This window comes from Alphaproteobacteria bacterium (assembly GCA_040216735.1).
GTDB lineage: Bacteria > Pseudomonadota > Alphaproteobacteria > SHVP01 > SHVP01 > CALJDF01.
The window spans coordinates 393,243-417,668 of record JAVJOO010000005.1 but is presented as its reverse complement, the minus strand read 5'-3'; the positions used below and the strand labels follow the sequence as shown (position 1 = coordinate 417,668).

Below are 24,426 nucleotides of genomic sequence, written 5' to 3'. Positions count from 1 at the left end.
TCAGCGTCCGCCCATCAATTGCATCGCGGCCCCTTCGGCGAACCCCACCGTCAGCGAGGTCTCGATCCCGAAATAGACGCACGCCGCGGTCAGCAGCCAGGTCGGTACCAGGAGCATCAGGGGCGGATCGGCGACGGGCGGCGAATCTGCGGGCGGGTCCCGGAAATAGGCCAACTCGACCACCCGCCATACGTACACCGCCGCCAGCAGCGAGGTCGCGAGCACGACCACCGCAACAGGCCACCAGCCCTTTTCGATTGCGCCCAGAACCAAGTACCATTTGCTGACGAACCCGGCGGTCAATGGCACGCCGATCAAACTCAAACCGGCGATCACGAAGGCTGCCATCGTCAACGGCATGCGCTTGCCGAGGCCCGCGAAACCGTCAAGTCGGCAGTTCCCCGCCGCGTAGGCCACGCACCCCATCGCCAAGAACAGCGCGCCCTTGGTCACGGCATGGTTGAAGATGTGGGCGATCGACGCCGTCAGGCCGGTGACGTTGGCGTAGCTGATGCCCAGGATGATGTAACCGACCTGGGCGACGCTGGAATAGGCGAGCAAACGCTTTACGTCGGTCTGAAAGATCGCGACGAAGGATGCCACGACGACCCCCGCGAGCGCCAAGGCCAGAAGCACTTCCGATGCCGGAATGATGTTGAACACGAACTCCGCGCCGAACACCGTGTACCCGAAGCGCAGCAGCAGGTAGATCGCGACCTTGGTGGCCGTGGCTGCAAGAAATGCGGTCACCACTGACGGCGCATAGGTGTAGGCGTTCGGCAGCCACAGATGCAGCGGGAACAACGCGAGCTTGAGCAAGATACCGACTGACAGGAAGGCAAAGGCCGCGAGTACCGTCCGGCTTTGGTAAAGCGCCGGCAGCCGTTCGGCCAGATCGGCCATGTTCAGCGTGCCGGTGACGGCGTAAATCAAACCGACCCCGATCAGGAAGAACGTCGCACCCACGGTGCCCAGCACCAAATAGGTAAATGCCGCCGACAGCGCCCTGCGGTCACGGCCCATCGCAATCATTGCGTAGGAAGACAACGACGAAATCTCGATAAAGACGAACACGTTGAAGGCGTCACCGGTGATCGCCATTCCGAGCAAGCCGGTCAGCATCAACAGGAATCCGCTATAGAACAAATAGTGGCGGTCTTCCGGGATCTCCTTGGCGACGCTCTTGTAGGCAAACGGCAGAACGACGCTGGCGGTCCCCGAGACCAGCAACAGCATGAACGCGTTGAGCGTGTCGATGCGGTACTCGATCCCGAGCGGTGCGAGCCAGCCGCCAATCGCATAGGAGACGATCTCGCCGTCGCCGACTTGATGCAGCAATGCTGCCGCCATGAACAGCGCCGTCCAACTGATCAAGACCGCGACCACCCAGGGCAGCGCCCCGCGCCGCAAGATGATGCACAGCGGCGCGCCCAATAACGGAATGACGACCTGAAGCGCCGGGAATTGCCCGATCATTCTTCGCCGTCCATGCGGGCGATCTCGTTCTCTTCGATCGTGCCGTAACTCTCGTGGATGCGCACGACCAGCGCGAGACCGAGCGCTGTCGTTGCGATGCCGACGACGATTGCCGTGAGAATCAACACATGGGGCAGGGGGTTGGAATAGATCGTGACGCCTTTGGCGATAATCGGCGCCGACCCGCCGGTCACCTTGCCGAGGCTGATGTAAAGCAGGAACACCGAGGCTTGGAAGATGTTCAAGCCAACGATTTTTTTGATCAAGTTGCCCCGCGCGATCAGCGCGTAGAAACCGATCATCATCAGGACGACGACGATCCAATAATTGAAGTGTCCGAGGAGTTCCATGGTCTAACGCTGCCGCCCTGCGAAGGCCGTAAAGATCGTCATCATGACGGCGGCAACGGTGATCCCGACACCGAGTTCGACCACGATGATGCCGATGTGCTGGCCGTCGTGGGGGTCGGGTGCGAGCGCGCTATAGTCGAGGTAGTTGGCCCCGAGCAGTTCGGAGACGATCCCCACCCCGCCATAAAGCAGGACGCCGACCGCAATGGCCGTCGTCGTGACCTGCGGCGGGACGACCTTGCGCAGGTTCTCCAACCCGAAGACCATCCCGTACAGAATAAATCCGGCGCCGAAGATGACCCCGGCCTGGAAACCGCCGCCGGGGCCGTAGTCGCCGTGAAATTGGACGTAGAGCGCGAACAGCAGGATACCGGGGATCGTCAGCTTGGCGACAACGCGGGCAATGACGTTATTTTTCACGGGCGGCCCCTGCTGTCCGGCTCGTCCTCTTTGCGCCGCCGCCGGTAGCCGCCCGACAACAACAGCAACACGCCGATCCCGGCGGTAAAGATGACGGTGACTTCGCCCAAAGTGTCATAGCCGCGGTAGCTCGCGAGCACGGCGGTCACTACGTTCGGGACACCCGTTTGATGTTCGGCTTCGGCAAGGTAAGCCGGTGCGACATGTTGGTGGACCGGTGCGTTAGGATCGCCGAAAGCGGGTAAGTCCCACGTGCCGTAAATCAGCAAACCGCCGGTGACCAAGACCGTGACCAACGGCAGAAGCGGCGTGGTCACGGGAATCCGTTCGCGGCTCTTTGTCAACGCCAGGACGCTCAGCATTAAAACTGTCGAAATGCCGGCGCCGACTGCGGCTTCGGTGAATGCGACATCGACCGCGTCCAGCAGGACGAAGACGCAGGCAAGCAGTAGGCTGTAAATGCCCGACAACATCGTTACCGCGAACAGGTTGCGCAGACGAATGATCGCGATCCCGACGACGGCGAGCAAAACCAGCAGGGCGATGTCGATGCCGAGGATCACGGTTCCCGTTTCTCCGCGGTGCGCGACCATGGCTTCAACCCGCTGGCCAACGCCGCGCGCGCCAAGGCATGCGTCGCGGTGGGGCTGGTGAAGAACAGAAACAATGCGATGAACGCGATTTTGACGGCTACCAGCCAGCTATCGACTTGCAGGATCGCACCGCCCAGGATCATCCAAGCCCCCAGTGTGTCTGTAATGCCGGCTGCATGGAGCCGCGTGTAGAAATCGGGAAACCGCAGTAATCCGATTGCGCCGACAATACTGAAGGCGGCGCCGCCCAGAATGAGAAGCCAACTGAGGATATCGAGCGCCGTCGCGATCATGGCCCTTCGTTCCGCTCGGAGGAGAAGTCGCCGTACTGGGTGTAGCGCAGGACCGCAATCGCGCCGATGAAGTTCATCAGCGCGTAGATCAACGCAATGTCGAGGAAGTCGGGGCGGTCGGTGAGAAATCCGAGTACGGTGATCAACAGCGTCGTTTTGGTGCCGACCATATTCAGCGCCAGGATACGGTCGAAGGTCGTCGGCCCCTCCAGCGCGCGAATGAGCGCCAGCGTCATGGTCGCAATAATCCCGACGGCGGCGGTAAAGAACATCAGCCGGTCATCCGCGTTGTACGCCGGGCCATGTCGCCGCTGGCGAGATCATCGGCCGATGCGGCGGTCAGCGCATGGACCAAGATGCGCCCGCCGTCGGTGACGCGTACCGATACGGTCCCAGGGGTGAGCGTGATCGCGTTGGCAAAGGTTACGCGGCCGAGGTCGTGGCCCTGGGGCGCGTCAACCTCGATCATGCGCGGATCGATCGACAGGCGTGGCGCTAGGACTGCACGGGCGACGGCGATGTTCGACACCACGATCTGCCACCCGAGCCACAACCAAAATCGTGGCGCTGCGGCGGTCAGTTGAACGGGATGGCCTTCGTGATCGACGACATCCATGCGACGGGCTAGCCACACGACAAAAACGACCGAGCCAACGCCAAAGGCGAGAATCAAGGGTGTGTAGTGCCCCGACAGGAGCAACCAAATGGCTGTGAGAAAGACTCCCAGACTGAACGCCCGAAACACGCCTGATCCCCCTCGACCGTCGGCCGGTCGGTCTATGTACAGTGTCCCGGTCGAAGCCCGCGGCGCTTGATCCCAGCCCCGGGGGTCCGATCCGATTGAGTGCCTGAGTTTAGGTTATCTCCACAAGTAATGGAAACAATTGAATAAATCTGGTTTTAATCTAGGCATTCAGTCGTTCTTTCGGAGGCGCGCGAATTCCGGCTAGAATACAGCGACTTAGGGGCGCACTTAGTGCTCGGTATTGGTTTTGATTTGACAGGGCCTTAGTGATGGTCGACGGCTCCCCCGATTCGGGGCGCGGCAACGGTGACGAGATTCGCGGCACCGTTAAGTGGTTTAACATTTCCAAAGGGTTTGGATTTGTCACGCCGCTTGATGGCGGCGGCGATGTGTTCGTTCACCTCTCAGCATTACGGCAAGGCGGCTTCGACATTGTCGAGGAAGGGGTGACTCTGGTCTGCCGCGTCGTCGACGGTCCCAAGGGCCGGCAGGCGATCGAAGTGGTCGAGGTCGATCGCTCCACCGCCCTGCCTTCGAAGTCTAGCGGCCCGCCGGCGATCGAACCCGAGGGCGAGGCCTTTGTCGCCACCGTGAAATGGTTCAACCCGGAAAAAGGTTACGGGTTCGTGACCCAGGGCGAGGACTCCGAGGATGTTTTTGTCCACATCAAAACGCTCCGCCGCGTCGGCGTCGAGCAGTTGCTGCCGGGTCAATCGGTGCGGGTGCGGGTCGGGCAGGGGCCCAAGGGTCCGCAGGTGGCAGAGATCGACTTGATCGAAGGCTAACGCACCAACTCCACGGCGTAGCGTTCCGTCGGCAACACCTCGCTTAACATCCCGCGCTCTTTTAGAAACTCGGCAAAACGCGCGTAGCGCCCGGTATCCAACGCCGCCGGCCGCAAGGCAAAGCGCGGCAAGGTATCGGCCCAGGCGCGTCGGTTCAGGTCGTCGTCCAAGTCGTCGCGCCCTTTGATGAACAACTGCCAGCTCTCTTCGGGATGGTTGACGAGGTATTGCACGCCCTGTTCGAGCGCGGCGATGAACCGGGTGAGGCGAGGATCGTCCAGCCGCTCGGCGCTCGCCACCAGGATCAGTTCGTCATACGCCGGGACGCCTTCTTCTTCGACGTAGAACGCCCGGCCCGGACGTTGCAGGATTTCCATCTGGTTCAGTTCGAAATTCCGGAACGCGCCAATCACCGCATCGACCTGGCCGCTGATCAATGACGGCGACAGCGAAAAGTTCACGTTGATCAGAGTCACGTCTGCGAGCGACAGCCCGTGGCGTTCCAGCATCGCGCCCAACAGCGCGTCCTCGAAGCCGCCCACCGAAAATCCGACTTTCTTACCCTTGAGGTCGGCGATGGTGCGGATCGGTCCGTCGGCGAGCACTACCAGGGAATTGAGCGGCGTGGCGACAAGGGTTGCTATCCGTCGCAATGGCAATCCCTGGGCGACCTGGAGATGCAGCTGGGGCTGATACGAGACTGCGATATCGGCCCGGCCCGCCGCCACCAGCTTGGGCGGATCGTTCGGGTCCGACGGTTGGACGAATTCGACCTCGAGCCCTTGCTCGGCGAAATAGCCTCGTTCAAGCGCCACATAAAGTGGGGCGTGATCGGGGTTGATGAACCAATCGAGCATCACCGTAAGGCGCTCGGCCGCTTGGGCGGTGGGCGCGGCGACGAGGGCGGTCAAGAGGAACGCGAGGAGGCGAAGGCTTTTCATGACGTGTCTCCTTTAGGGGTCGGATTCGGGCAACGTGTCGGGCTGCCAGGGAATGGCTTTGCGCAACGCGAGGTCGACGAGGAAATAGAGCGTGACCGCGAGGGCCGCGAGGGTCAGCAGCGCGGCGAACATCAGATCGATTTGAACCCGGGCGTTGGCCTGCAACATCAAATAGCCAAGCCCGGCACCCGATCCGACCCATTCGCCGACGACCGCGCCGATCGGCGCGACAGCGGCGGCAACCCGCAGGCCCGACGCCAGCGCCGGCAGCGCGGCCGGCAGTCGCACGTGGCGCAACACCGCGAACGGGCGCGCGCGCGGCCCGCCGGTCATCGTGTGGGCAAGGTCGATCCACCGTGTCTCGGTCCGGCGCAGCCCGTCGAGAAAACTCGACGCCACTGGAAAGTAGATGATGAGCGTCGCCATCCCGACCTTCGAGGCCATCCCATAGCCGAGCCACAGCACCAACAGCGGCGCAATCGCGAAGACCGGAATGGCCTGGCTCGTCACCAGAACGGGCATCAGCCATCGGCGAGCTGGCCGGAATGAGGCAATGACCACCGCACTGACGACCCCCAATGCCGTGCCCAGGATCAGCCCGGCGACGATCTCTGAGAGCGTGACGAGTGCGTGCCCGGCAATCAGTCCGGCGCGTGTGGTCAGCGCGATCACGGTATCGAGCGGGCTCGGCAGCAGGTAGGGCGGTGCGCCCGATATCCAGACGATCGCCTGCCAGACGGCCATCAAGCCGGCCACCGTTACCGCGATGCGAACAATACGGGTCATGACCCGCCGACCTCGCCCCCGGCGAGGCTGTCCGTCGCGAGTTGGTCCGCGGCGAGTTGATCCATTAGTGAGCGATAGCGTGCCGGGAAGTCGCCCGCCGTCGGTGCCCGGGGGGGCGGATCTTCGGGCATTGCCGATTCGTCGAGTCGCACCGGCGTCCCCGCCAGCACAAAGATCCGGTGCCCCAGTCGAAGCGCTTCCTGGGGATCGTGGGTCACTAGCACCACCGTTCGACCGCGCAGGACGGTGCTGGCCAAGTCTTGCAGGCGAAACCGGGTGAGGGCGTCGACCGCCGAAAACGGTTCGTCCATAAAGACGACCGGGCGGTCTTCCATCAAGGTGCGGGCCAGGGCCACGCGCTGGCGCATCCCCCCCGACAGCGCCGCGGGTCTTTTCGCTTCGTGCCCCTTTAGCCCGACCAACGCGAGCAGGGCGTCGGCGGCCGCGACGTCCGGCTGCGCCCCGCGCAACCGCGCTCCGAGCGTGACGTTGGCGCGGGCGCTCAACCACGGCAACAGCAAATCCGACTGATCCATATAGGCCGCCCGACCGGCCAGCGGCTTGCCGTCGCCGCCGGCAATCTGCCCGGCGCTCGGGGCGACCAAGCCGGCCATGGCCCGCAACAGGGTGCTCTTGCCGACCCCGCTCGGACCCAACAGACAACTGGTTTGGCCCGCAGGAAAGATCGCGGTGAGCCGCTCAAAAAGCGGCACGCCACCGAAATCGAGCGAAAGCCCGTCGATCCGAATGCCGATTGAATCGCCGGCGTTGCCGCCGCCGCGTAATGTCGTCATAGCGCGTCCCTTCGCCGGTACTAACCGGATCAGGTTCGAGGGGTCGTTCCAGCGGAACCTCTCAGCCAAAGGCTCCCCCCGCTTGATCCGACCACTATAATGCGGTGAGGTGCGGTTGAGAACGTTTATCGGGAGAGATCGCCGACGTGTCCAAAGGACCGGACTTTGAAGGCCTGAAGCGGCCGCTGCTGTATATCGTCATCATTCTGATCCTTGGCCTCGCGGTAACGCTGGCCGGGCAGGAGTTGACGGGGAGCGCGGCAGAGGACCGCCTGACCGGCGAAGACGTCGTCGTCGTTGCGGCCTCCGGGCCCGTCGTCTTCACGGTCGAAGTCGCCGACAATAACGAGACCCGCGCGCGTGGCCTGATGCACCGCGAGAGCCTGGCGCCCAAGGCTGGCATGCTGTTCGATTTCAAGCGCGAACAGCCGGTCTCGTTCTGGATGCGCAATACGCTGATCCCGCTCGACATGTTTTTCATCAAAGCCGACGGGCGGATCGTGAAAATCGCCAAGCGCACCGTCCCCCATTCCGAAGAAGGGATCGCCTCGCCGGAACCGGTTTTGGCCGTTCTGGAAACCAACGCCGGCGTTGCCGACCGTTACGGGATCGAAATCGGCGACATTGTCCGCCACCCGGTCTTTGGGAATGCGCCGTAAACGCAATGGGCGGGCAGAATGGCGGCGATAGTCCGGAAACGGCGGGTGCTGACGCGCCCCCTGGATTCTATTTGTTGGAAAAGCGTTCCCCATTCGGCGTGCTGGTTGGGCCCGTGTTCCAGCGCGACGACGATTCCGGCAACCTCTATGGCTTTCGGGTCCAACCCAAACACCTGAACATCGGCGGTGTCCTGCACGGCGGCATGCTCGCAACCTTTGCAGATATCGTATTGGGGCAATTTCCGTCGCGCGATTTTGGCCGGTTGACCGTGACAATACGGTTAGTGATGGAGTATTTGGCGCCTGCCAAGTCCGGCGACTGGGTCGAAGCAAGGCCCATCGTCACCCGCGAAACCCGTAACCTTGTGTTTGCGGAAACTACTCTCGTCGCGGGGCCGCGGTCGCTGCTGACGGCCTCGGCGGTATTCAAAACGCTCGACCGTCGCCGCGGCGGCGCCCCGCAAGTCAATCAACCAGGAGAAGCGTAATGTACGGAAGAAAAGAAATCGGCCCGCAGCGCTACCGCGAGGACCTCGGACGCTACTACGAGGATTTCGAAGTCGGCGACGTCTACGAACACCGGCCCGGTCGCACGATCACCGAAACCGACAACATTTGGTTCACCAACCTCACGATGAACACCCACCCTGTCCATTTCGACTACGCCTACGCGCGCAAGAGCGAATTCGGAAAACCGCTGGTGAACTCTGCGCTTACCCTCGCCATCGTGGCGGGCATGAGCGTCAGCGACACCTCCCAAAAGGCCATCGCCAATTTGGGCTGGGACAAGATCAAGCTCAGTTCCCCGGTCTTTGCCGGCGATACGCTCTATGCCGAGAGCGAAGTGCTGAGTAAACGCGAATCCAAGTCGCGCCCGACGCAGGGCATCGTTACTATCAAGACGACCGGCAAGAAGGACGACGGGACCGTCTTCATGACCTACGAGCGATCGTTCCTCGTGCCCAAGCGCGGCCACGGCGTCGACGATCGCGCGGACTACTAAGTCCCGCGGCGCGGCCTGCTCCGGCAGATCGCCCGGTTGGCCCTTTCAGACGCGTTCTAAGACGAGCGCAATCCCCTGGCCGACGCCGATGCACATCGTGCACAGCGCGTACTTGCCGCCGCGCCGGTGCAATTCGCGCGTTACCGTCAGGGCCATCCGGACACCGCTCATGCCGAGTGGGTGGCCCAACGCGATCGCCCCGCCGTTCGGGTTCACGTGTTCGGCGTCGTCCGGCAGGCCGAGGTCGCGTAGAACCGCGAGCGCCTGGCTGGCAAAGGCCTCGTTGAGTTCGACGACGTCTATGTCGCCGATCCCGAGGCCGGCGCGCGCCAAAACCTTGCGGGTGGCCGGTGCCGGACCGAATCCCATGATGCGCGGGGCGACGCCGGCGGTCGCCATCGCGACCACCCGTGCCTTGGGCTCCAGGCCGTTGTCGCGGGCGGCCTTCTCGCTGGCGACAATCATCGCGGCGGCGCCGTCGTTGATACCCGATGCATTACCTGCCGTCACCGAGCCATCCTTGCGGAATACCGGCTTGAGCTTGGCCAGATCGTCCAAAGTCACTTCCGGTCGAGCGTGCTCGTCGCGGTCGACAACGATGGCCTCGCCGCGGCGCTGGGGGATTGACACGGGTACGATTTCTTCGGCCAGGACACCCGACGATATCGCGGCCCCCGCGCGCTGCTGACTCCGAAGGGCGAAGGCGTCCTGGTCGGCGCGCGATACCTGAAATTCTTCGGCGACGTTCTCGGCGGTCTCGCCCATCGAGTCGACGCCGTGCGCCTCTTTCATCTTCGGATTGACGAAACGCCATCCTAACGTCGTGTCGAACACCTCAGCCTTGCGTGAAAAAGGTGCATCGGCCTTCGCCATCACGAACGGCGCGCGGGTCATGCTCTCGACCCCGCCGACGATTCCGATGTCGATATCGCCGCTGCGGATGCCGCGTGCCATCGTGCCGGTTGCATCGAGCCCCGAACCGCACAGCCGATTGATCGTCGCGCCGGCGATCCGGTCTGGCAGGCCGGCGAGAAGTAGTGCCATGCGCGCGACGTTCCGGTTGTCTTCGCCCGACTGATTGGCGCACCCGAACAAGACGTCGTCGACGCTCTCCCAATCTACGCCCGCGTTACGCCGCATCAGTTCGGCCACCGGCAGCGCGGCGAGATCGTCGGTGCGGACCGATGCCAAGCCGCCGCCGTAGCGCCCGATCGGGGTTCGAATGGAGTCGCAAATGAAGGCCTCGGTCATGGGGTATCCTGGCGTTTGAGGGACTACCCTTGAACTTATCCTTTCGGTGCGCCGCAAGCAGCATTTTCCGCCCCATGCTTGAAGGATCGCGCTATCGTCGGGCGAACGACCACCTCTAAGCAGCAAGCGGAGAGAGCGAACCATGTCCGATCCGGCGGTAGTGGGCGGCGTGTACGAAGTCGGCGTCGGCGTCCCCGACATCGCGCAAGCGCTTCACTACTGGACTCTATTTGGTTATCGCGCCGGCCCGCGCGGCACGCTCGCGGCGGTCGAGGCGGCGCGACTTTACGGCGTCGACTCAGCGTTGACATCCTGCCGTCTGCACCACCAGGAAGCGGATCACGGGTTGGTACGCCTGATGCAATGGGATACGCCGCGCGGCGCAGGTCTGGGGACGATCCCCTTGCGCACACCTGGCAACCGTTGGGCTGTCGCCAAAACCAATGCTGTGATGGAAGTGGCCAACTTCGCGGCAGCGCTCCAGGCGCGGGGCGAAGCCGTCCACACCATCGGCCCGGTTTTTCATCCTGTGCCCGAACCGGGCCGCACCGAGGAACCCTTTGCCGACGATATTCGCTGCAAGCGCGAATTCATCTTCTTTCAACCTTATAGCCGGCATGTCCTGGTCCAGCGGTTTGCCCACGACATCCCGCATTTCGGGGCATTCAACGATGCCAGTCGGTTCCGTGCCAGTCAGTTCACCCAGGTCGGCCTGTGTGTCGCGGAAGCCGATGCCGGCGCACTCGATTTCTACGAAGATGTCCTTGGCCTGCACCGGCATGACGTCGACTACGTCGCAAAAAAGGGCTCGATGCCGGCCCTCGTCGTGCCCCTGGGCGACGGCGAACTCCTAAAGGAATCCGATTTCGACGACGTGCGCCCGGATGATCCGGCAGGTATGCAGCGCTCGGGAAAACTCAGGGTCTTTCGCATCACCGGCGACACTGGCGGCAAGAACGTGGTCGCCGATTCGGCGGCGGGGAATCTAGGGTTCTCGCTCTACACCTACCGCGTCACCGACATCGCTGCGATGCGCGAGCGGGTGATCGCGGGCGGCGCTACAGCGACGACGTCGGTCCGCCCGGACGAATTCGGCGTGCCGTCGTTTTCGTTCACGGCTCCCGACGGCTATTTCTGGACGTTCCTCCAGGCCTAGGCTGTGGGAGGAAAGTGGCGAGCCAGGAACGCCCGAACCATCGCATTGAAGTCATCCGGTCGCTCGAACGGCGGTGCGTGCCCGGCGCCGGCGATTTCCTGGAATTCGGCCCCTGGGATTTGGGTGCTGGCGTCACGCAGGATGTCGGGCGGGATGATGCGGCTCTCGCGACCGCCGATCACGAGGGTCGGCACGCGGTAGTTTTCAAGGCGCGCGGCGGTAACCCCGTTTGCCGGGTCGAGCGAGCGTTTCATGAACGCCCCAACATCCTGGTTCAACGTGCCGATCTGGCGCATCAGAAAATACAACGCCGGTTCGCGGTCGGGAAAATCCGGCGCGGTCATCACGTTCTGAATTTTGCTGCGCTCGCCTACCGCGCGCCCCGGTCCGTCGCGGAAGGCCTTCAAAATACCGTCCGACAGGATGCCGCCGCCGCTGGCCGACATCACGATGCAGGCGATGCGGTCGGGCGCGGCGATCGCCGTGGCCAGTGCGGTCCAGCCGCCGATGGCATGCGACACGATGGCGGTGCGCCTCACTCCAGCGGCGTCCATGACGGCGAGGGCGTCGGTGGGGAAATAAGGAAATTGCATGTCGGCGACCGCGCAGGCCGACCGGCCCCAACCGCGCTGGTCGAACAACAGAACGCGGTAATCGGTCAGCAGTGCTGGCACTTGCTGAAACCACTCCAGCATGTTGCCGCCCCCGCCATGCGCGAGAGTGACTACGGGCCCGGTCTCGCCGTGCAGTTCGTAGTAAAGGCGCGCCTTGTCGGTCTCGACGTAGGGCATGTCATTTCCCCGTTTGCTTGTTCACCGCCGGTTGGCCCAGTGCGGTAGACTAGCGCGATGGTAGCGGTCCCCGAAATCCCGATCACCCATAGCATTTTGCGCGCCGACGCGGTCGCCACGGAGATTGCGACAGAATACGACCTCGGCGGTCCGGTCTATGCCGAATTGTTGTCGCGCGGCGTCAACGAAGTGTACCTCGTGCGCGTTGGCGACCGCCGTTTGGCAGCGCGCATCCTGCGCCACCGCTTCCGCACCGAAGATCAGGTGCGCTACGAAATGGCGCTGATCCGCTTCCATGCCGATCGCGGGCTCGATGCTTCGGTCCCGCTGGCCACGCGTGCCGGATCAGATTTTGTAACGGTGATCGCGCCCGAAGGGCCGCGCCATTTGTCGCTCTTTTCGTGGGCCGACGGCGCACCGATGGCGCGCCACGGCGGCGCCGAGGACGCCCACCGCCTCGGCGGCATCGTGGCCCGGATGCACCAGACGGCACTAACGTTCGAGCCGCCCGCACCGGTCGATGTCGATACGCCGGCGTTCCTGGCGCGCCACCGACCCGCCCTGATGGCGATGGTCGACGGCGACTCCGACGCCGGCCGGCTTTTCGCTGCCCTTATCGAGCGTGCCTCGGGACGGCTCGCCGAACTCGCGCTTCCGCGTGGCGCGTGTCACGGTGACATCCATACGCACAACGTGTTCCTCGGCGCAGACGGTCGGTTGACGTTCCTCGATTGGGATAACTGCGGGAACGACTTCTTCGCCAAGGAACTGATGCATTTCGTCTGGCGCAACGATTATCTGGGCGTCGGCCCCGAGATCAACGCGGCCTTTTTAGCGGGCTACGAGACGGTGCGTCCGTTGAGTACCGAAGAACGCGCGCTGCTCCCCTTCTTTCTTACCGTGCGGCACCTTTTCATCCTGTGCGGCATGGCCGGTATGATCAATATCGTCGGGCGATCGGCGGTTGGCTATGCGCACCAACTGTCGCGTTTCTATGATCTGATTCAACCGCCGGCCCGCGAGGCCGGTTTGCTCTAACCGGGAGAACCCATGACCGATTTCGTTGACATTCCGATTGAGCCGCTGACGCCCGAGGCCTTCGCACCCTTCGGTCAGGTCGTCGGCGCCCGCAACGATCCGCCGTTGTTCCAGGGCGGCAACGCGACGACCTGGGGTGTCGATTTCGAGATCGACGGCAAAATGGAGCTTCACTTCGCCAACTTCGACTATCAGCCGTTACTGGAATTCTCTTTGGTCGAACGCCACTTCACCGTGACCCAGGCATTCATACCGCTGAACAACGACGCGTCGGTCACTGTGTTCGCGGCCCCGACCGATTCGGATCCGTCGGCGATTCCCACCGTGCGCGATTACCGAGCGTTCTATATCGACGGCACCCAAGGCGTGATGATGTGGAAGGGCACGTGGCATTCCAGCCGGTTTCCGGCCCGCCGTCCCGGCGCGACCTTTGCGTTCCTCACCGACGCCCACACGACGGCGGAACTGACCGAGATGCTGGCCGGTAAACCCGGCAAGCTCACCCAACTCGTCGACTACGAAAAGGAATACGGCAAGCGCTTTCGCCTCACTGACCCCAAGGGGTTGATGGCGGGCTAGGCGCTTGTCCGTTTCATCATGCTGCGGGCGATGATGATCCGCTGGATTTCGCTCGTGCCTTCGTACAGCCGGAACAGGCGGACGTCGCGGTAGAACCGCTCGATTCCATGATCGGCGATATAGCCCGACCCGCCGTGGATCTGCACGGCGCGGTCCGCGACCCGCCCGACCATTTCGCTCGCAAAGAGTTTGCAGCAGGCGATTTCCTCGGTGACTTCTTCGCCGAGATCGCGCCGTCGCGCGGCATCCATAATCATGGTACGCGCGGCGTAGCTTTCGGTACGGCTGTCGGCCAGCATTGCCTGGACCAACTGAAATTCGCCGATCGGTTTGCCAAACTGCTGGCGTTCCTTGGCGTAGTGCGTCGAATCGTGGATTAGTCTTTCGGCGATGCCGCTCGCTACAGCCGCGATATGCAATCGCCCGCGGTCGAGCACCTTCATCGCGGTCTTGAAACCTTGGCCTTCGGCGCCGCCGAGGAGCGCGCTGGCGGGCACCCGGCAATTGTCGAAAATCACGTCGGCGGTCAGGCTGCCGTGCTGTCCCATCTTGCGATCGGGTTTGCCGATCGTGAGGCCGGGGCGGGGCGCCTCGATCAGGAACGCCGACACGCCGCGCGCCCCTTTTTCGTCTGGGTTGGTCCGCGCCATCAACGTAAACAACCCCGCGCGTGGCGCATTGGTGATAAAGCGTTTGGTGCCGTTGATGACGTAGTCCTCGCCGTCTCGTCGTGCGCTCGTGCGCAACGCACCGGCATCCGATCCCGAATCGGGTTCGGTTAGCGCGAAGGAACTGGTGATATCGCCGCTGGCCAATCGGGGCAAATAGGTTTCCCGTTGGGCGTCGGTTCCGTCCAGGACGATGCCCTGCGAGCCGATCCCGACGTTTGTGCCGAATGCCGAACGGAAAGCCGGCGACGTCCAGCCCAACTCAAACGCGATCTGAACCTCTTCTTCGGTGTTGAGCCCAAGTCCGCCGAACTCAGGCGGGATGGTCAGGCCGAACAGGCCCAGCGCGCGCATCTCGTCCAGCACTGCAGCGGGGATTTCGTTGCTCTCGCCGACCTGGGCTTCATGGGGCACCAGACGTTCCCGCACGAAGCGGCGCACATTGTCGCGCAGGTGTTCAAAAGTCTCTCGGTCTAACGCCACGGTATCGCGCTCCTGTTTGCCGGTGGGCGATAACAGCCCATCGCGACGGGGCCCGCAACCCGGCGTTAAAGCGAGCGCAGGAACGTCAACAAGTCCGCGCGGTCGCTTGCAGGCAGATTCCGAAAGCGTTCGCGTGAAGCTTCGGCCTCACCGCCGTGCCATAGAATGGCCTCGGCAATGCCGCGGGCACGGCCGTCATGCAAAAGGAATTCATGGCCGCTCACGGTCTCGATCAAGCCCAGACCCCACAGCGGCGGCGTCCGCCACTCGCGCCCGCTGGCAAGAAAGTCGGGCTTGCCGTCGGCGAGGCCCTCGCCCATATCGTGCAGGAGCAAATCTGTGAACGGCTGGATGGTTTGGCGGGCGACAATCGGATTGGCGTGATCGCCGGTGGTCACGCGCGGCGTATGGCACGCGCTGCACCCGGAGCTCTCGAACAGCGCTTCGCCCCGTATCACCGCCGGGTCGTCGATCCGGCGCCGCGCCGGGACCGCAACGCTTTCCATGTAGAAAGTCAGATCGTCGAGCACGGTGCCACTCGCTTCGACACCCGTCGCGCCCGCCGTGGCACCGATGCAGGCGGCCTGCATGGGCGGGCAGTTCTCGTCGGGAAAGACGTCGGAGGTGATCCCCATGTCGCCCAGCAAAGCGGCGGCATTCTGATCGCGCAAACTGGCGCTGTTGGCCTTCCAGCCGAACCGCCCGATCCGCAACGCGCCGGCGGCCGCGTCCCAAACGCGGTTCGCCCGCCCTGAGATACCGTCGCCGTCGGCATCGTCTGGGTCGGCCCGGCCGACGATGTCGTCCTCGGCCATCGCTTCCAGCAAACCCAACCCAAAAACCGCCGGTGCAACCCGTGGCGACAGCAGCAAATCGCCGCCCTCCGGCACCGCGTTGGACGGCACGTAGGCATAACGCGGCGCGCGCAGCGAAAACGCCGTGCCGTCGCCGTACCGGCCGGGAATCTCGACATAGGCGAGATCCACTCGTCCTTCATCCGGGACACCCGGAACAGCGCGGCTGTTGATCTGCAGACCGAGCGCGGGGTGCGGCATCGGCCCGCCGGTCACGTCGCTTCCCGCGATGCTGACGCGCACCAACATGCTCAACATCGGTTCTCCGTGCGACGGCGGTGCGCCGCGGCCGTCGCGGGCGTGACAGTCGGCACAGGACGCAGCATTGAACGTGGGTCCAAGCCCAACGAACGCCGTATCCGCGTTTGGCGGCGCCACCCAAACTGCGTTGAAGATCCTGTTGCCGTCGAAGAAGCGCTGGCGCCACTGCGGCGGCAGGTTACGCGCGGGCGACGAGAACGCATTGCCGGTTGCGACCGTCCGGGTGGTGGCGCCGCCGCTTGCCGCGTCGCGCGCGTTCTGAGCGCTAGTTCCGGCGAGGGGGACCAGCAGGAGCCCGGCGACACCGGCGGCCAGCCAGCCCCGTGCGCGGGGGGGATCGTTGTTGGCCGGTGTATTCATCGTGGCGGGATTCCTTGGTTCCACGGGGGCAAATCCGCCGGGGCGGTAAGACCTTAACGCGCCGCCACTCGAGAATAATCCCCTTGAGATCATGCCGGGCGGACGCCAACCGGCGCTCGATACCCGCGGCGACGGTGACAGTTGCCCCACCGACTCCCAAGCCTTGTCGGCCTGTCACCTTAACCTCTGATGGAAAAAGGGAATTTTCCTCGACGGGGACCGCCCAGCGGTCTAGGTATTTGGGGCTTGGTCGGCGACGCGTGGGCAGCATTGGGCAACGCGGTAGCCGTAGAACGCGGGGTTTAGCAGTCCGGCTAGGCAAAAGGGACGACGGTGACCCAGAACGACAGTAAAACGCCTCTCCTCGACACAGTCGCGCTTCCGGCCGATTTGCGCCAATTGCCGGAATCCCAGTTGCGCCAGCTAGCCGACGAACTACGCCAGGAAATGATCGACGCGGTCTCGAACACCGGCGGTCACCTTGGGGCGGGTCTCGGGGTCGTCGAACTCACCGTGGCACTCCACTACATCTTCGATACGCCGGACGACAAAATCCTGTGGGATGTCGGGCACCAGGCCTATCCGCACAAGATATTGACCGGCCGCCGCGACCGGATCCGCACGCTGCGCCAGGGTGGCGGTCTTTCGGGCTTTACCAGCCGGCGCGAAAGCGCTTACGACCCCTTTGGCGCCGCGCATAGCTCGACATCGATTTCGGCGGGCCTCGGCTTCGCCGTCGCCCGCGATTTGCGCGGCGCGGACAACAATGTGGTTGCCGTCATCGGCGATGGCGCGATGAGCGCCGGCATGGCCTACGAAGCGATGAACAACGCTGGGGCCGCCAAGAGCCGACTGATCGTCATCCTTAACGACAACGACATGTCGATTGCGCCGCCGGTCGGTGCGATGAGCGCCTATCTTGCGCGTCTGATTTCAGCCAAGCCCTACCGCTCGATGCGCCACTTGGGCCGGGTGCTGGCCAAAAAATTCCCGCGTCCGTTCGAGAAAGCCGCGCGGCGGGCCGAGGAATATGCCCGCGGAATGCTCACCGGCGGGACTTTGTTCGAAGAGCTGGGGTTCTATTACGTCGGTCCGATCGACGGTCATAACCTCGACCACCTGTTGCCGGTCCTGCGCAACGCGAAGGATTCGCGCGGTGAGGGCCCGATCCTGGTTCACGTCGTCACCCAAAAGGGTAAGGGGTACGATCCCGCCGAGAATGCCGCCGACAAATACCACGGCGTCTCAAAGTTTGACGTCGTCACCGGCAAACAGGTAAAGGCGGCGCCCGGCGCACCGACCTACACCAATGTCTTTGCTCAGGGGCTCATCGCCGAAGCCGAGCAGGACGAGCGCATCGTCGCGGTGACCGCGGCGATGCCGACCGGCACCGGCATCGACAAATTCGCCGAGCGTTTCCCAAACCGCGCCTTCGATGTCGGCATCGCCGAACAGCACGGCGTGACGTTTTGCGCGGGCATGGCCGCCGACGGTCTGAAGCCCTTCGCCACGATCTATTCGACGTTCCTCCAGCGCGCCTACGACCAGGTCGTGCACGACGTCGCCATTCAGCGCTTGCCGGTGCGCTTCGCGATGGACCGTGCCGGGATGGTCGGGGCCGATGGGGTGACTCACCAGGGCTCCTACGACATCGCGTTCCTCGGTAGCCTACCCGGTTTCGTGTTGATGGCGCCGAGCGACGAAGCCGAACTCATGCATATGGTCGCGACCGCCGCCCAGATCGACGATGCCCCCAGCGCGATTCGCTACCCGCGCGGCGAGTCGGTTGGGGTCGCGCTGCCGGCTAAAGGGACGCCGCTTGAAATCGGCAAGGCCCGCGTCGTGCGCGAGGGCACCAAGGTCGCCATCATGTCCTACGGCACCCGGCTCCATGAATCGCTCAAGGCCGCCGACATTCTCGGCGCCCGCGGCCTATCGACAACCGTCGTCGATGCCCGTTTCGCCAAACCCTTCGACGAAACCATTGCCCGCAGGCTCGCTGCCGAGCACGAAGTCCTGATCACCGTCGAGGATGGCTCGATGGGCGGTTTTGCGACCCTGGTAACGCACTTCCTCGCGCGCGAAGGGCTGCTTGAATCGGGAGTGAAATTCCGTCCGATGTGCCTGCCGGATTTCTTCATCGATCACGACAAACCGGAGAAGCAGTACGACCTCGCGGGACTCAACGCGCCCCAAATAGTGGCGACCGTGCTCCAAGCCTTGGGTTACAACGAGACCCTCGAAGCGCCGGTTCGCGCCTAGGTCACGGTGCTGCCATCGCGGCGATCGCCGCGCGGTTGCCGCTCAGAATAGCTCCCTCGATCGTCGCCGGCAGGCCGGTCGCGGTCCAATCGCCCGCCACATAAACCCGCGGCCACGGCGTCCGGGTGGCGGGCCGCCTAGCGACCTGCGCCGGGGATTGCAGAAATGTCGCGCGCTTTTCTTTCACGATGCGCGTCACCGGGGGCGCCGCATCGGATCGGCCCAACGCATGGGCCACGTCGCGCCACACAAGGGAAGCGATCTCGTCCGCCGGTCGGTCGGCCAAGACATCTGCGCCGCTCACCGTGACACTGACGATATCGCCGCGTCGAAACAACCACTGCGCCGTCCCGCCGATCACCCCGACCATGGGCGCGCGCCACGGCCAAGCCACGGGGGCATCGAACCGCAGATGGGCGTTGACGATGGCGCTCGATCCTTCCGGCGTTTGCAAGTTCGGCAGCAACCGCTGTGCCGCGCCAGGCGGTACGGCGATGACGAGACGGTCGTGATCGGTCAACGCGACCGGCCCTGAGTCCAAGCGCAGCGACACTGGCCTATCGCCCTGCCATGCGACGGCGCGTACTGCCGTGCCGCACCGCACCGCGCCGCCTTCGGTTTCGATATAGCGGACGGCCGGATACACGAAGGTCTGCGAGAGTCCCTCCACCGCGACCAACGGGCGGCAAGCCGCCGCGCCGCGCGCGAACGTGCGCAGCATCACAGATCGCAGCAACGCCGCGGCGCCCACCGACGGCGCACAGTTCAGGGCAGCGACGGCCAGAGGTTCCCAAAAGCGCGTGTAGAGTGCGCCCGCCGGGTCGAGCACGTCGGTTACCGTCGCGTCGGGCCGGGCTCTTAGTAGGCCGATACCGCCCGCATAATCCCGAAGCCGCGTCCCCGGTACCCGACGGCCGCGAACCAGCAACCACCAGGGCAAGGGACTTGCGCCGGGCCGCACCGTCCAGCGCGCGTTCGTGGCAAGGTCGATGAACGGAAACTCCGCGTCGACCGGTCCCGTCAGCGTGCCCGACGCCCCGATGGTCTCGAGGTAGCGCAGCGCCTCGGCGTTGCCGCTCATGAGAAGATGATTGCCGTTGTCGATCGTGCGACCGAGGGTTTCGTCGAAATAGGACCGGCACCGACCGCCGGGCTGGGGCGCCGCTTCATAGAGAGTTACGCGTCGCCCCGCCCGGCACAACGCCACCGCACAGGCAAGGCCGGCCAGACCGCCGCCGACGACGTGGACCCGCCCCATCAGAACATCCCATAGCGCAGCGCGAGCCACAGTTTGGTCCGGCGGGGCAAGCGAAAAGGCGCGCGCGGGTCGCGCCAGCCGCGACGTTCCAAGCCGCTCAGGACGCTGCCATAGACGGCGATCATCATTCGGCACGGTTTCAAAGGTCTACGCGCGCCCCGCGCGACCAACGCCGAACTCTCGGCGAAGCGCTGGCGCGCGCGCTGCGCAAGTTCTGAGCACACGGCACCGACGTTGGGATGAGCCAGCACCGCCACCGGATCGTCGCTATCGATGCCATGCGCGCGCAAGCGTTCGCGTGGCAAATACAAGCGCCCCAAGCGCGCGTCCTCGCCAAGGTCGCGCAAAATATTGGTGAGCTGCAACGCCTCTCCCAAGGCTTTGGCGAGCGGTTCGGCGATGCCTTCGGCGCCCTCGAAAACCGCGAGTGACAACCGCCCGACCGCGCCCGCGACACGGTCGCAATAGAGGTGCAACGTCTCCTCAGACGGCGCCCGCATGTCGCCGTGCAAATCCATCGCCATGCCGTCGATCACCGCAAGGAAAGCATCCTTCGGCAGCGCGAATTGCCCGAGCGCCTCGGCCAGGGCGATCGCCGTCGGCCGCTGCGCCGATCCGCCGTAGACCGCGTCGATCTCCGCGCGCCATGCCGCGAGCTCGCGCACCTTGGTCGCCGTCTCGCCGGGCTCGTCGGCAATGTCGTCGACCTCGCGGCAAAACGCATAGATCGCGTACATCGCATGCCGCTGTTTTTCGGGGAGAACCCGCATGGTCCAGCCGAACGAGGTTCCTGAACCATCGACCACAGCCCGCACATGGGCGCGGGCGCCGGCGAGGTCGGTAGGACTGGTTGTCATGGGTGAGGGGTAGCGGCGTGAGAGGACGGCCCGCGCGATACCGTCCGGCGGATTAACGTGCCGAGGATGCCGCGCGCGGCATGGGCGACAAAGGCCGCGCGCGATTGCACAACCCGGCCGGCAAGGGGGTCGCGGACGCGCAACGCCGCGGCCAAGTCCTGTGCCACCGACAAAATCGCCGCCGATTCAAGGGCAAGCCGACGGTGACGCAGCGCCGTCGGCAACGGCGCGGTCTGTGCCAATAACGCGTCGACGCCGTCGAGGCAGCGATCGAGGACGCCGCGCAGTGCCGGGCTACTCCGGTCGGCGTCGAGCGCGCGCGCATCGATACCTGCCGCCGCGAACCAGTCTTGCGGCACATACACGCGGTCCAGGCGACGCAGGTCGTCCTGCGCGTCTTGTAAATGATTGATGACCTGAAGCGCGCTGCACAGTGGATCCGACACCGTATAGAGTTCCGTCGTCTCGCCGTGCAAGTCGAGCAGATAGCGCCCTACCGGGTTGGCCGAGCGGGCGCAATAGGCCATCAGCGCTTCCCAGTCGGCGTAGCGCCGCGTCGCGACGTCCTGGCGAAAGGCGTCCAGCAAGTCATAGCAGTGTCGCGGCGCGATCCCAGTCTCCGCCAACGATTCGCGCATCCGAAGGGCAGGGGCGGTTGCAGGATCGTCCGCCGCGTCGCCGTGCAACGCCGCCTCGAAACCATCCAGCCGCGCGTATTTCTCGGCCGCTGGCAGGTCCGGGCTGTCAGCAATATCGTCGGCACCCCGAGCGAAGTTGTAGAACACCGCGACGTGGGGCCGCAGCGCCCGCGGCAGCAGCCACGACCCAACCGGAAAGTTTTCGTCGCCGGCGGTCATGGGTGCAATCTCGGCGTCGGCTCGGGCGGCGGGCATAGGGTTCGCGTCCACGGCCTCGCCCCCGCCCGGCGGTCGCGCTGCCTCAGGCGAAGCGCTTGGAGTCCTGGGCCGCGTAGGCCGCGACGTGGCGGTCGGCGGCCGCCGCTTTCTTCAGCGCGGCGATCACCTCGCCGGTCCGTGCCGCCGGGATCGCGCAGGTCATGTCGTTGTTCGACATTCCGGTCCGCACCCGGCTCAACATGCAACCGACGCTGAGCGCGATCTTGCCTTGGTCCTTGGCGATGGGGATGACATGGCACTGCGGTTTGCCTTCGAACTGAATGTCGGGACAGGCGTCGTGCAGCATCATTGCCTGTTTGCCGTTGAGGCGGAGGAACACCACATCTGCCGCGACGGCGTCGGCCAGCGGCCCATAGACCACCTGCGCTGGGGTCTCGGCGACCGTCGGGATGTGCGGAAACATGTCGGGCGACACCCATTCGGCGCCGACCAACGCTGCAACGTCTTCGTTCCCGGCAACCTCGTCCAGAGTGCGAAAGCCGTGGGTGAGGGAGCCAACGCTGCAGTTGGCGTGGTCGGCGGCGTCCGTCGCAAAGGTTCGTTCGACCGCCTTCATCCAAAACACGCAACCGGCAGCAACGGCGCCCGTTCGGCCACCTTCGGTCGGGGCGGGGTGGGCGCCGCCGAACGGGGCCACGCCCGAAGGCGTCACATGGAAGGCGATGGCCAGCGGCGGCGTGCTCAAACCGAGGATATCGACGAGGTCGGCGGCAGCGGTGCGGAAATCAGTGGTCATGGTGGTGGGTATCCTTGGGTTTCTTGAGGAACGCGCGCCAGATCGTGGCGGAGAGGGGGAGCGACAGAACGAACAGCGCCGTTGCGGCGGTGACAATAGAGGGTCCGGCGGGCGTATCCCAGGCGAGCGATGCCTCGATACCGCCGAACACCGCGATAACGCCGACCGCTGCTGCAAGCAACGCCATCGCTTCGGGCGTCACGGCGAAGCGCCGCGCGACCGCCGGTGGAATCAACAGCATGGAAATAATCAATAGCAACCCGACGATCTTCATGGCGATCGCGACGACCACCGCCATCACCAATACAAACGCTGCTTGTACTAGCCGAACCCGCACACCTTCAACTTGGGCTAATTCCTCGTGGACCGTGGCCGAGAGCAACGGTCGCCAGATCGCCCCTAACGTTGCCAGCGCGGCGGCACCGCCGCCCAATATCCACGCGAGGTCGCCGCGCGACACAGACAGGATGTCGCCGAACAGCAGGCTAAGCAGATCGATCCGCACCGTTTCTTGAAACGAAATCGCCACGAGACCCAGCGCCAGCGACGCATGGGCGAGCAAGCCCAGCAGTGTGTCGGTGGGGACAACCTGCAACCGCGTCAGCGACAACAGGACCAACGCCGTGACGGTGCAGGCGCCGACGATCCCCAACGTGACATTGACGTTGAGTAAGAAGGCGAGTGACACCCCGAGCAACGCGGCGTGCGACATCGTCGCGCCGAAAAAAGCCATGCGCCGCCACACGATGAAACAGCCGAGCGGCCCGGCGACCAACGCGACGCCGACCCCGGCGATCAGAGCGCGGACGACAAAGTCGTCGAGTGACAAGGTCATGGCGCCGTCTTCGTCAGCGGCACCACGTCGCCCCCGACGGTATGCGCGTGGTCGTGATCGTGGGTGTAGACCGCATGGGTGCGCGCGGCCTTGGGACCGAAGAGGGCGAGGTACTCCGGGTGCTCGCTCACCGCGTCGGGCGCCCCGCTACAACAAACATGGTGGTTGAGGCACACGACATGGTCTGTCGCCGCCATCACGACGTGGAGGTCGTGCGAGATCAACAACACCGCGCAGTTCTTGTTGCGCCGGACTGTGTTGATGAGCTCGTACAGCTCGGCTTGGCCATTCAAGTCGACGCCTGCCGTGGGTTCATCGAGGACCAACAGGTCCGGTTCCCGCAACAGCGCGCGCGCCAGCAACACGCGCCGCATTTCGCCACCCGAGATGGTCTGCAACGGCGCCCCAATAACGTGGCTTGCTCCAACCTCCGCCAAGGCCGTTTCGATCTCGGCCTTTTGCGACCCGCCCAACGCCAAAAAACGCCGCACCGTAATCGGCAGGGACTCATCGACGTGCAAGACTTGCGGCACATAGCCGACCCGCAGTCCCTCGACCGCCGTGACGCTCCCCTCGTTCGGCCGTTCAAGACCCAGCAGCAGGCGAACCAAGGTCGTCTTACCCGATCCGTTCGGACCGATCAGCGTCGTCAGTTCGCCGCGGCGCAACGTCAGGTCCACCGCATCGAGCACCGCGTGCCCGCCGTAGCGTTTGGTTAACCCCCGGGCGTCGACCAGAACGCCGTCGAGGCGGTGCGGCGAAGGCGACGCAATGTTCATGACGGCCGGGCGCAGGCGTCGCAGGTGCCTGTGACCTCAAGCGTTTGGCGCTCGGGTTGAAAACCCGCGCCGGTCGCCCGGGTCTCGATCCGGCGCGCGATCGTGTCGTCGCTCAGTTCGGCCACGCGCCGGCAGGTTGTGCAAATTAGGAACTGTGCGGCGTGGGGCGCATCGGGATGATTGCACCCGACAAACGCGTTGAGCGATTCGATACGGTGAACCAGGCCGGCTTCCAGCAAAAAGTCGAGCGCACGGTAAACGGTCGGTGGGGCGGCCCCGCCGCGTTCGGCCTTGATCATATCCAATAGGTCGTAGGCCCCGATGGGGCGGTGGCTTTGCCATACCAGTTCCAGTACCCGCCGCCGCAATGTGGTGAAGCGCAGGCCCCGGGCGGCGCACAGAGCCTCGGCAGCGGCGACGGCATCGCGAATGCAGTGGCGGTGATCGTGCTTTTCAAATCCGTTTGTTGACATTTGTTATACTATAACATCATATT

General features: G+C 64.3%; 29 protein-coding genes and 1 riboswitch. Of the genes, 8 read left to right on the top strand and 21 right to left on the bottom strand.

Translation table 11 applies throughout. The annotated features are described in order from the left end of the window. From RID42_15330 to RID42_15300, 7 genes are read right to left on the bottom strand one after another with little or no spacing between them, the layout of a single operon-like run. Window positions 1–1,476: a monovalent cation/H+ antiporter subunit D family protein gene (locus tag RID42_15330; protein ID MEQ8249050.1), complete on the bottom strand. Its 1,476-nt coding sequence runs from the start codon at window positions 1,474–1,476 to the stop codon at window positions 1–3. Continuing rightward, window positions 1,473–1,826, bottom strand: coding sequence for a cation:proton antiporter subunit C (locus RID42_15325; GenBank protein MEQ8249049.1), 354 nt, complete (start codon window positions 1,824–1,826; stop codon window positions 1,473–1,475). Before RID42_15325 ends, RID42_15330 begins: the two co-directional genes overlap by 4 nt. A 3-nt stretch (window positions 1,827–1,829) precedes the next feature. Then, complete coding sequence (locus RID42_15320; GenBank protein MEQ8249048.1) at window positions 1,830–2,246, bottom strand: Na(+)/H(+) antiporter subunit B; 417 nt, start codon at window positions 2,244–2,246, stop codon at window positions 1,830–1,832. Further along, window positions 2,243–2,839: a DUF4040 domain-containing protein gene (locus tag RID42_15315; GenBank protein MEQ8249047.1), complete on the bottom strand. Its 597-nt coding sequence runs from the start codon at window positions 2,837–2,839 to the stop codon at window positions 2,243–2,245. The genes RID42_15320 and RID42_15315 overlap by 4 nt, the downstream gene beginning before the upstream one ends. Then, window positions 2,806–3,132, bottom strand: coding sequence for a monovalent cation/H(+) antiporter subunit G (gene mnhG / locus RID42_15310; protein MEQ8249046.1), 327 nt, complete (start codon window positions 3,130–3,132; stop codon window positions 2,806–2,808). Before mnhG ends, RID42_15315 begins: the two co-directional genes overlap by 34 nt. Next, a complete protein-coding gene (locus RID42_15305; GenBank protein ID MEQ8249045.1) occupies window positions 3,129–3,404 on the bottom strand; it encodes a monovalent cation/H+ antiporter complex subunit F in 276 nt (91 codons plus the stop codon). The genes mnhG and RID42_15305 overlap by 4 nt, the downstream gene beginning before the upstream one ends. Then, entirely contained in the window at window positions 3,404–3,877 is a 474-nt protein-coding gene (locus RID42_15300) for a Na+/H+ antiporter subunit E (protein MEQ8249044.1), read from the bottom strand. The genes RID42_15305 and RID42_15300 overlap by 1 nt, the downstream gene beginning before the upstream one ends. A 269-nt stretch (window positions 3,878–4,146) precedes the next feature. Here RID42_15300 and RID42_15295 point away from each other — a divergent pair, with 269 nt between their 5' ends. Next, a complete protein-coding gene (locus tag RID42_15295; GenBank protein ID MEQ8249043.1) occupies window positions 4,147–4,662 on the top strand; it encodes a cold-shock protein in 516 nt (171 codons plus the stop codon). On the opposite strand, the gene RID42_15290 is transcribed toward RID42_15295, so the two are convergent. The 3 genes from RID42_15290 to RID42_15280 form a co-directional block, all read right to left on the bottom strand. Continuing rightward, window positions 4,659–5,603: an ABC transporter substrate-binding protein gene (locus RID42_15290; GenBank protein ID MEQ8249042.1), complete on the bottom strand. Its 945-nt coding sequence runs from the start codon at window positions 5,601–5,603 to the stop codon at window positions 4,659–4,661. The two genes, RID42_15295 and RID42_15290, sit on opposite strands and share 4 nt — an antisense overlap. Before the next feature lie 12 nt (window positions 5,604–5,615). Further along, window positions 5,616–6,389 (bottom strand): ABC transporter permease, encoded by a 774-nt coding sequence (locus RID42_15285; GenBank protein ID MEQ8249041.1) that lies wholly within the window; start codon window positions 6,387–6,389, stop codon window positions 5,616–5,618. Continuing rightward, the gene (locus RID42_15280; GenBank protein MEQ8249040.1) at window positions 6,386–7,183 is read right to left on the bottom strand and encodes an ABC transporter ATP-binding protein; all 798 of its coding nucleotides are present in this window, start codon (window positions 7,181–7,183) and stop codon (window positions 6,386–6,388) included. Before RID42_15280 ends, RID42_15285 begins: the two co-directional genes overlap by 4 nt. Then, window positions 7,171–7,272: riboswitch (TPP riboswitch) on the bottom strand. (Overlaps the previous gene by 13 nt.) 57 nt (window positions 7,273–7,329) lie before the next feature. On the opposite strand from RID42_15280, the gene RID42_15275 reads away from it, so the two are divergent. From RID42_15275 to RID42_15265, 3 genes are all read left to right on the top strand, one after another. After that, window positions 7,330–7,842 (top strand): DUF192 domain-containing protein, encoded by a 513-nt coding sequence (locus tag RID42_15275; GenBank protein ID MEQ8249039.1) that lies wholly within the window; start codon window positions 7,330–7,332, stop codon window positions 7,840–7,842. A gap of 74 nt (window positions 7,843–7,916) precedes the next feature. Further along, on the top strand, window positions 7,917–8,330 hold the full coding sequence (locus RID42_15270; protein ID MEQ8249038.1) for a PaaI family thioesterase: 414 nt from the start codon (window positions 7,917–7,919) through the stop codon (window positions 8,328–8,330). Continuing rightward, window positions 8,330–8,845 carry a MaoC family dehydratase gene (locus RID42_15265; protein MEQ8249037.1) on the top strand — a complete coding sequence of 172 codons (516 nt, stop codon included), beginning with the start codon at window positions 8,330–8,332 and terminating at the stop codon, window positions 8,843–8,845. Before RID42_15270 ends, RID42_15265 begins: the two co-directional genes overlap by 1 nt. Window positions 8,846–8,890: 45 nt before the next feature. Here the strand turns inward: RID42_15265 and pcaF are convergent, their stop codons facing one another. Then, on the bottom strand, window positions 8,891–10,096 hold the full coding sequence (gene pcaF / locus RID42_15260; GenBank protein ID MEQ8249036.1) for a 3-oxoadipyl-CoA thiolase: 1,206 nt from the start codon (window positions 10,094–10,096) through the stop codon (window positions 8,891–8,893). 142 nt (window positions 10,097–10,238) lie between these two features. Between pcaF and RID42_15255 the strand changes: the two genes are divergently transcribed. Beyond that, window positions 10,239–11,252: a VOC family protein gene (locus RID42_15255; GenBank protein ID MEQ8249035.1), complete on the top strand. Its 1,014-nt coding sequence runs from the start codon at window positions 10,239–10,241 to the stop codon at window positions 11,250–11,252. On the opposite strand, the gene RID42_15250 is transcribed toward RID42_15255, so the two are convergent. Then, complete coding sequence (locus RID42_15250; GenBank protein MEQ8249034.1) at window positions 11,249–12,043, bottom strand: alpha/beta fold hydrolase; 795 nt, start codon at window positions 12,041–12,043, stop codon at window positions 11,249–11,251. The genes RID42_15255 and RID42_15250 overlap by 4 nt on opposite strands. Window positions 12,044–12,100: 57 nt before the next feature. Between RID42_15250 and RID42_15245 the strand changes: the two genes are divergently transcribed. Beyond that, a complete protein-coding gene (locus tag RID42_15245) occupies window positions 12,101–13,081 on the top strand; it encodes a phosphotransferase (protein ID MEQ8249033.1) in 981 nt (326 codons plus the stop codon). A 12-nt stretch (window positions 13,082–13,093) separates the two neighbouring features. Further along, the gene (locus RID42_15240; protein MEQ8249032.1) at window positions 13,094–13,660 is read left to right on the top strand and encodes an ureidoglycolate lyase; all 567 of its coding nucleotides are present in this window, start codon (window positions 13,094–13,096) and stop codon (window positions 13,658–13,660) included. On the opposite strand, the gene RID42_15235 is transcribed toward RID42_15240, so the two are convergent. Both RID42_15235 and RID42_15230 read right to left on the bottom strand, forming a co-directional pair. Continuing rightward, a complete protein-coding gene (locus RID42_15235; GenBank protein ID MEQ8249031.1) occupies window positions 13,657–14,811 on the bottom strand; it encodes an acyl-CoA dehydrogenase family protein in 1,155 nt (384 codons plus the stop codon). The genes RID42_15240 and RID42_15235 overlap by 4 nt on opposite strands. Before the next feature lie 65 nt (window positions 14,812–14,876). After that, window positions 14,877–16,286 (bottom strand): di-heme oxidoredictase family protein, encoded by a 1,410-nt coding sequence (locus tag RID42_15230; protein ID MEQ8249030.1) that lies wholly within the window; start codon window positions 16,284–16,286, stop codon window positions 14,877–14,879. A 333-nt stretch (window positions 16,287–16,619) separates the two neighbouring features. Here RID42_15230 and dxs point away from each other — a divergent pair, with 333 nt between their 5' ends. After that, complete coding sequence (dxs, locus tag RID42_15225) at window positions 16,620–18,548, top strand: 1-deoxy-D-xylulose-5-phosphate synthase (protein MEQ8249029.1); 1,929 nt, start codon at window positions 16,620–16,622, stop codon at window positions 18,546–18,548. Window position 18,549: 1 nt separating this feature from the next. On the opposite strand, the gene hpnE is transcribed toward dxs, so the two are convergent. Genes hpnE through RID42_15190 form a run of 7 tightly spaced genes read right to left on the bottom strand, consistent with a single transcriptional unit; the run spans window position 18,550 to window position 24,403 of the window. After that, the gene (gene hpnE / locus RID42_15220) at window positions 18,550–19,806 is read right to left on the bottom strand and encodes a hydroxysqualene dehydroxylase HpnE (GenBank protein MEQ8249028.1); all 1,257 of its coding nucleotides are present in this window, start codon (window positions 19,804–19,806) and stop codon (window positions 18,550–18,552) included. Further along, on the bottom strand, window positions 19,806–20,663 hold the full coding sequence (hpnD, locus tag RID42_15215; GenBank protein ID MEQ8249027.1) for a presqualene diphosphate synthase HpnD: 858 nt from the start codon (window positions 20,661–20,663) through the stop codon (window positions 19,806–19,808). The genes hpnE and hpnD overlap by 1 nt, the downstream gene beginning before the upstream one ends. Then, window positions 20,660–21,556: a squalene synthase HpnC gene (gene hpnC, locus RID42_15210; GenBank protein ID MEQ8249026.1), complete on the bottom strand. Its 897-nt coding sequence runs from the start codon at window positions 21,554–21,556 to the stop codon at window positions 20,660–20,662. The genes hpnD and hpnC overlap by 4 nt, the downstream gene beginning before the upstream one ends. A 46-nt stretch (window positions 21,557–21,602) precedes the next feature. Beyond that, window positions 21,603–22,316, bottom strand: coding sequence for a DUF169 domain-containing protein (locus tag RID42_15205; protein ID MEQ8249025.1), 714 nt, complete (start codon window positions 22,314–22,316; stop codon window positions 21,603–21,605). Further along, window positions 22,306–23,151, bottom strand: a complete 846-nt coding sequence (locus RID42_15200; GenBank protein MEQ8249024.1) for a metal ABC transporter permease — start codon at window positions 23,149–23,151, stop codon at window positions 22,306–22,308. The genes RID42_15205 and RID42_15200 overlap by 11 nt, the downstream gene beginning before the upstream one ends. Next, entirely contained in the window at window positions 23,148–23,930 is a 783-nt protein-coding gene (znuC, locus tag RID42_15195; protein MEQ8249023.1) for a zinc ABC transporter ATP-binding protein ZnuC, read from the bottom strand. The genes RID42_15200 and znuC overlap by 4 nt, the downstream gene beginning before the upstream one ends. Next, window positions 23,927–24,403 (bottom strand): Fur family transcriptional regulator, encoded by a 477-nt coding sequence (locus RID42_15190; GenBank protein MEQ8249022.1) that lies wholly within the window; start codon window positions 24,401–24,403, stop codon window positions 23,927–23,929. Before RID42_15190 ends, znuC begins: the two co-directional genes overlap by 4 nt. Between the last annotated feature and the right edge of the window lie 23 nt (window positions 24,404–24,426).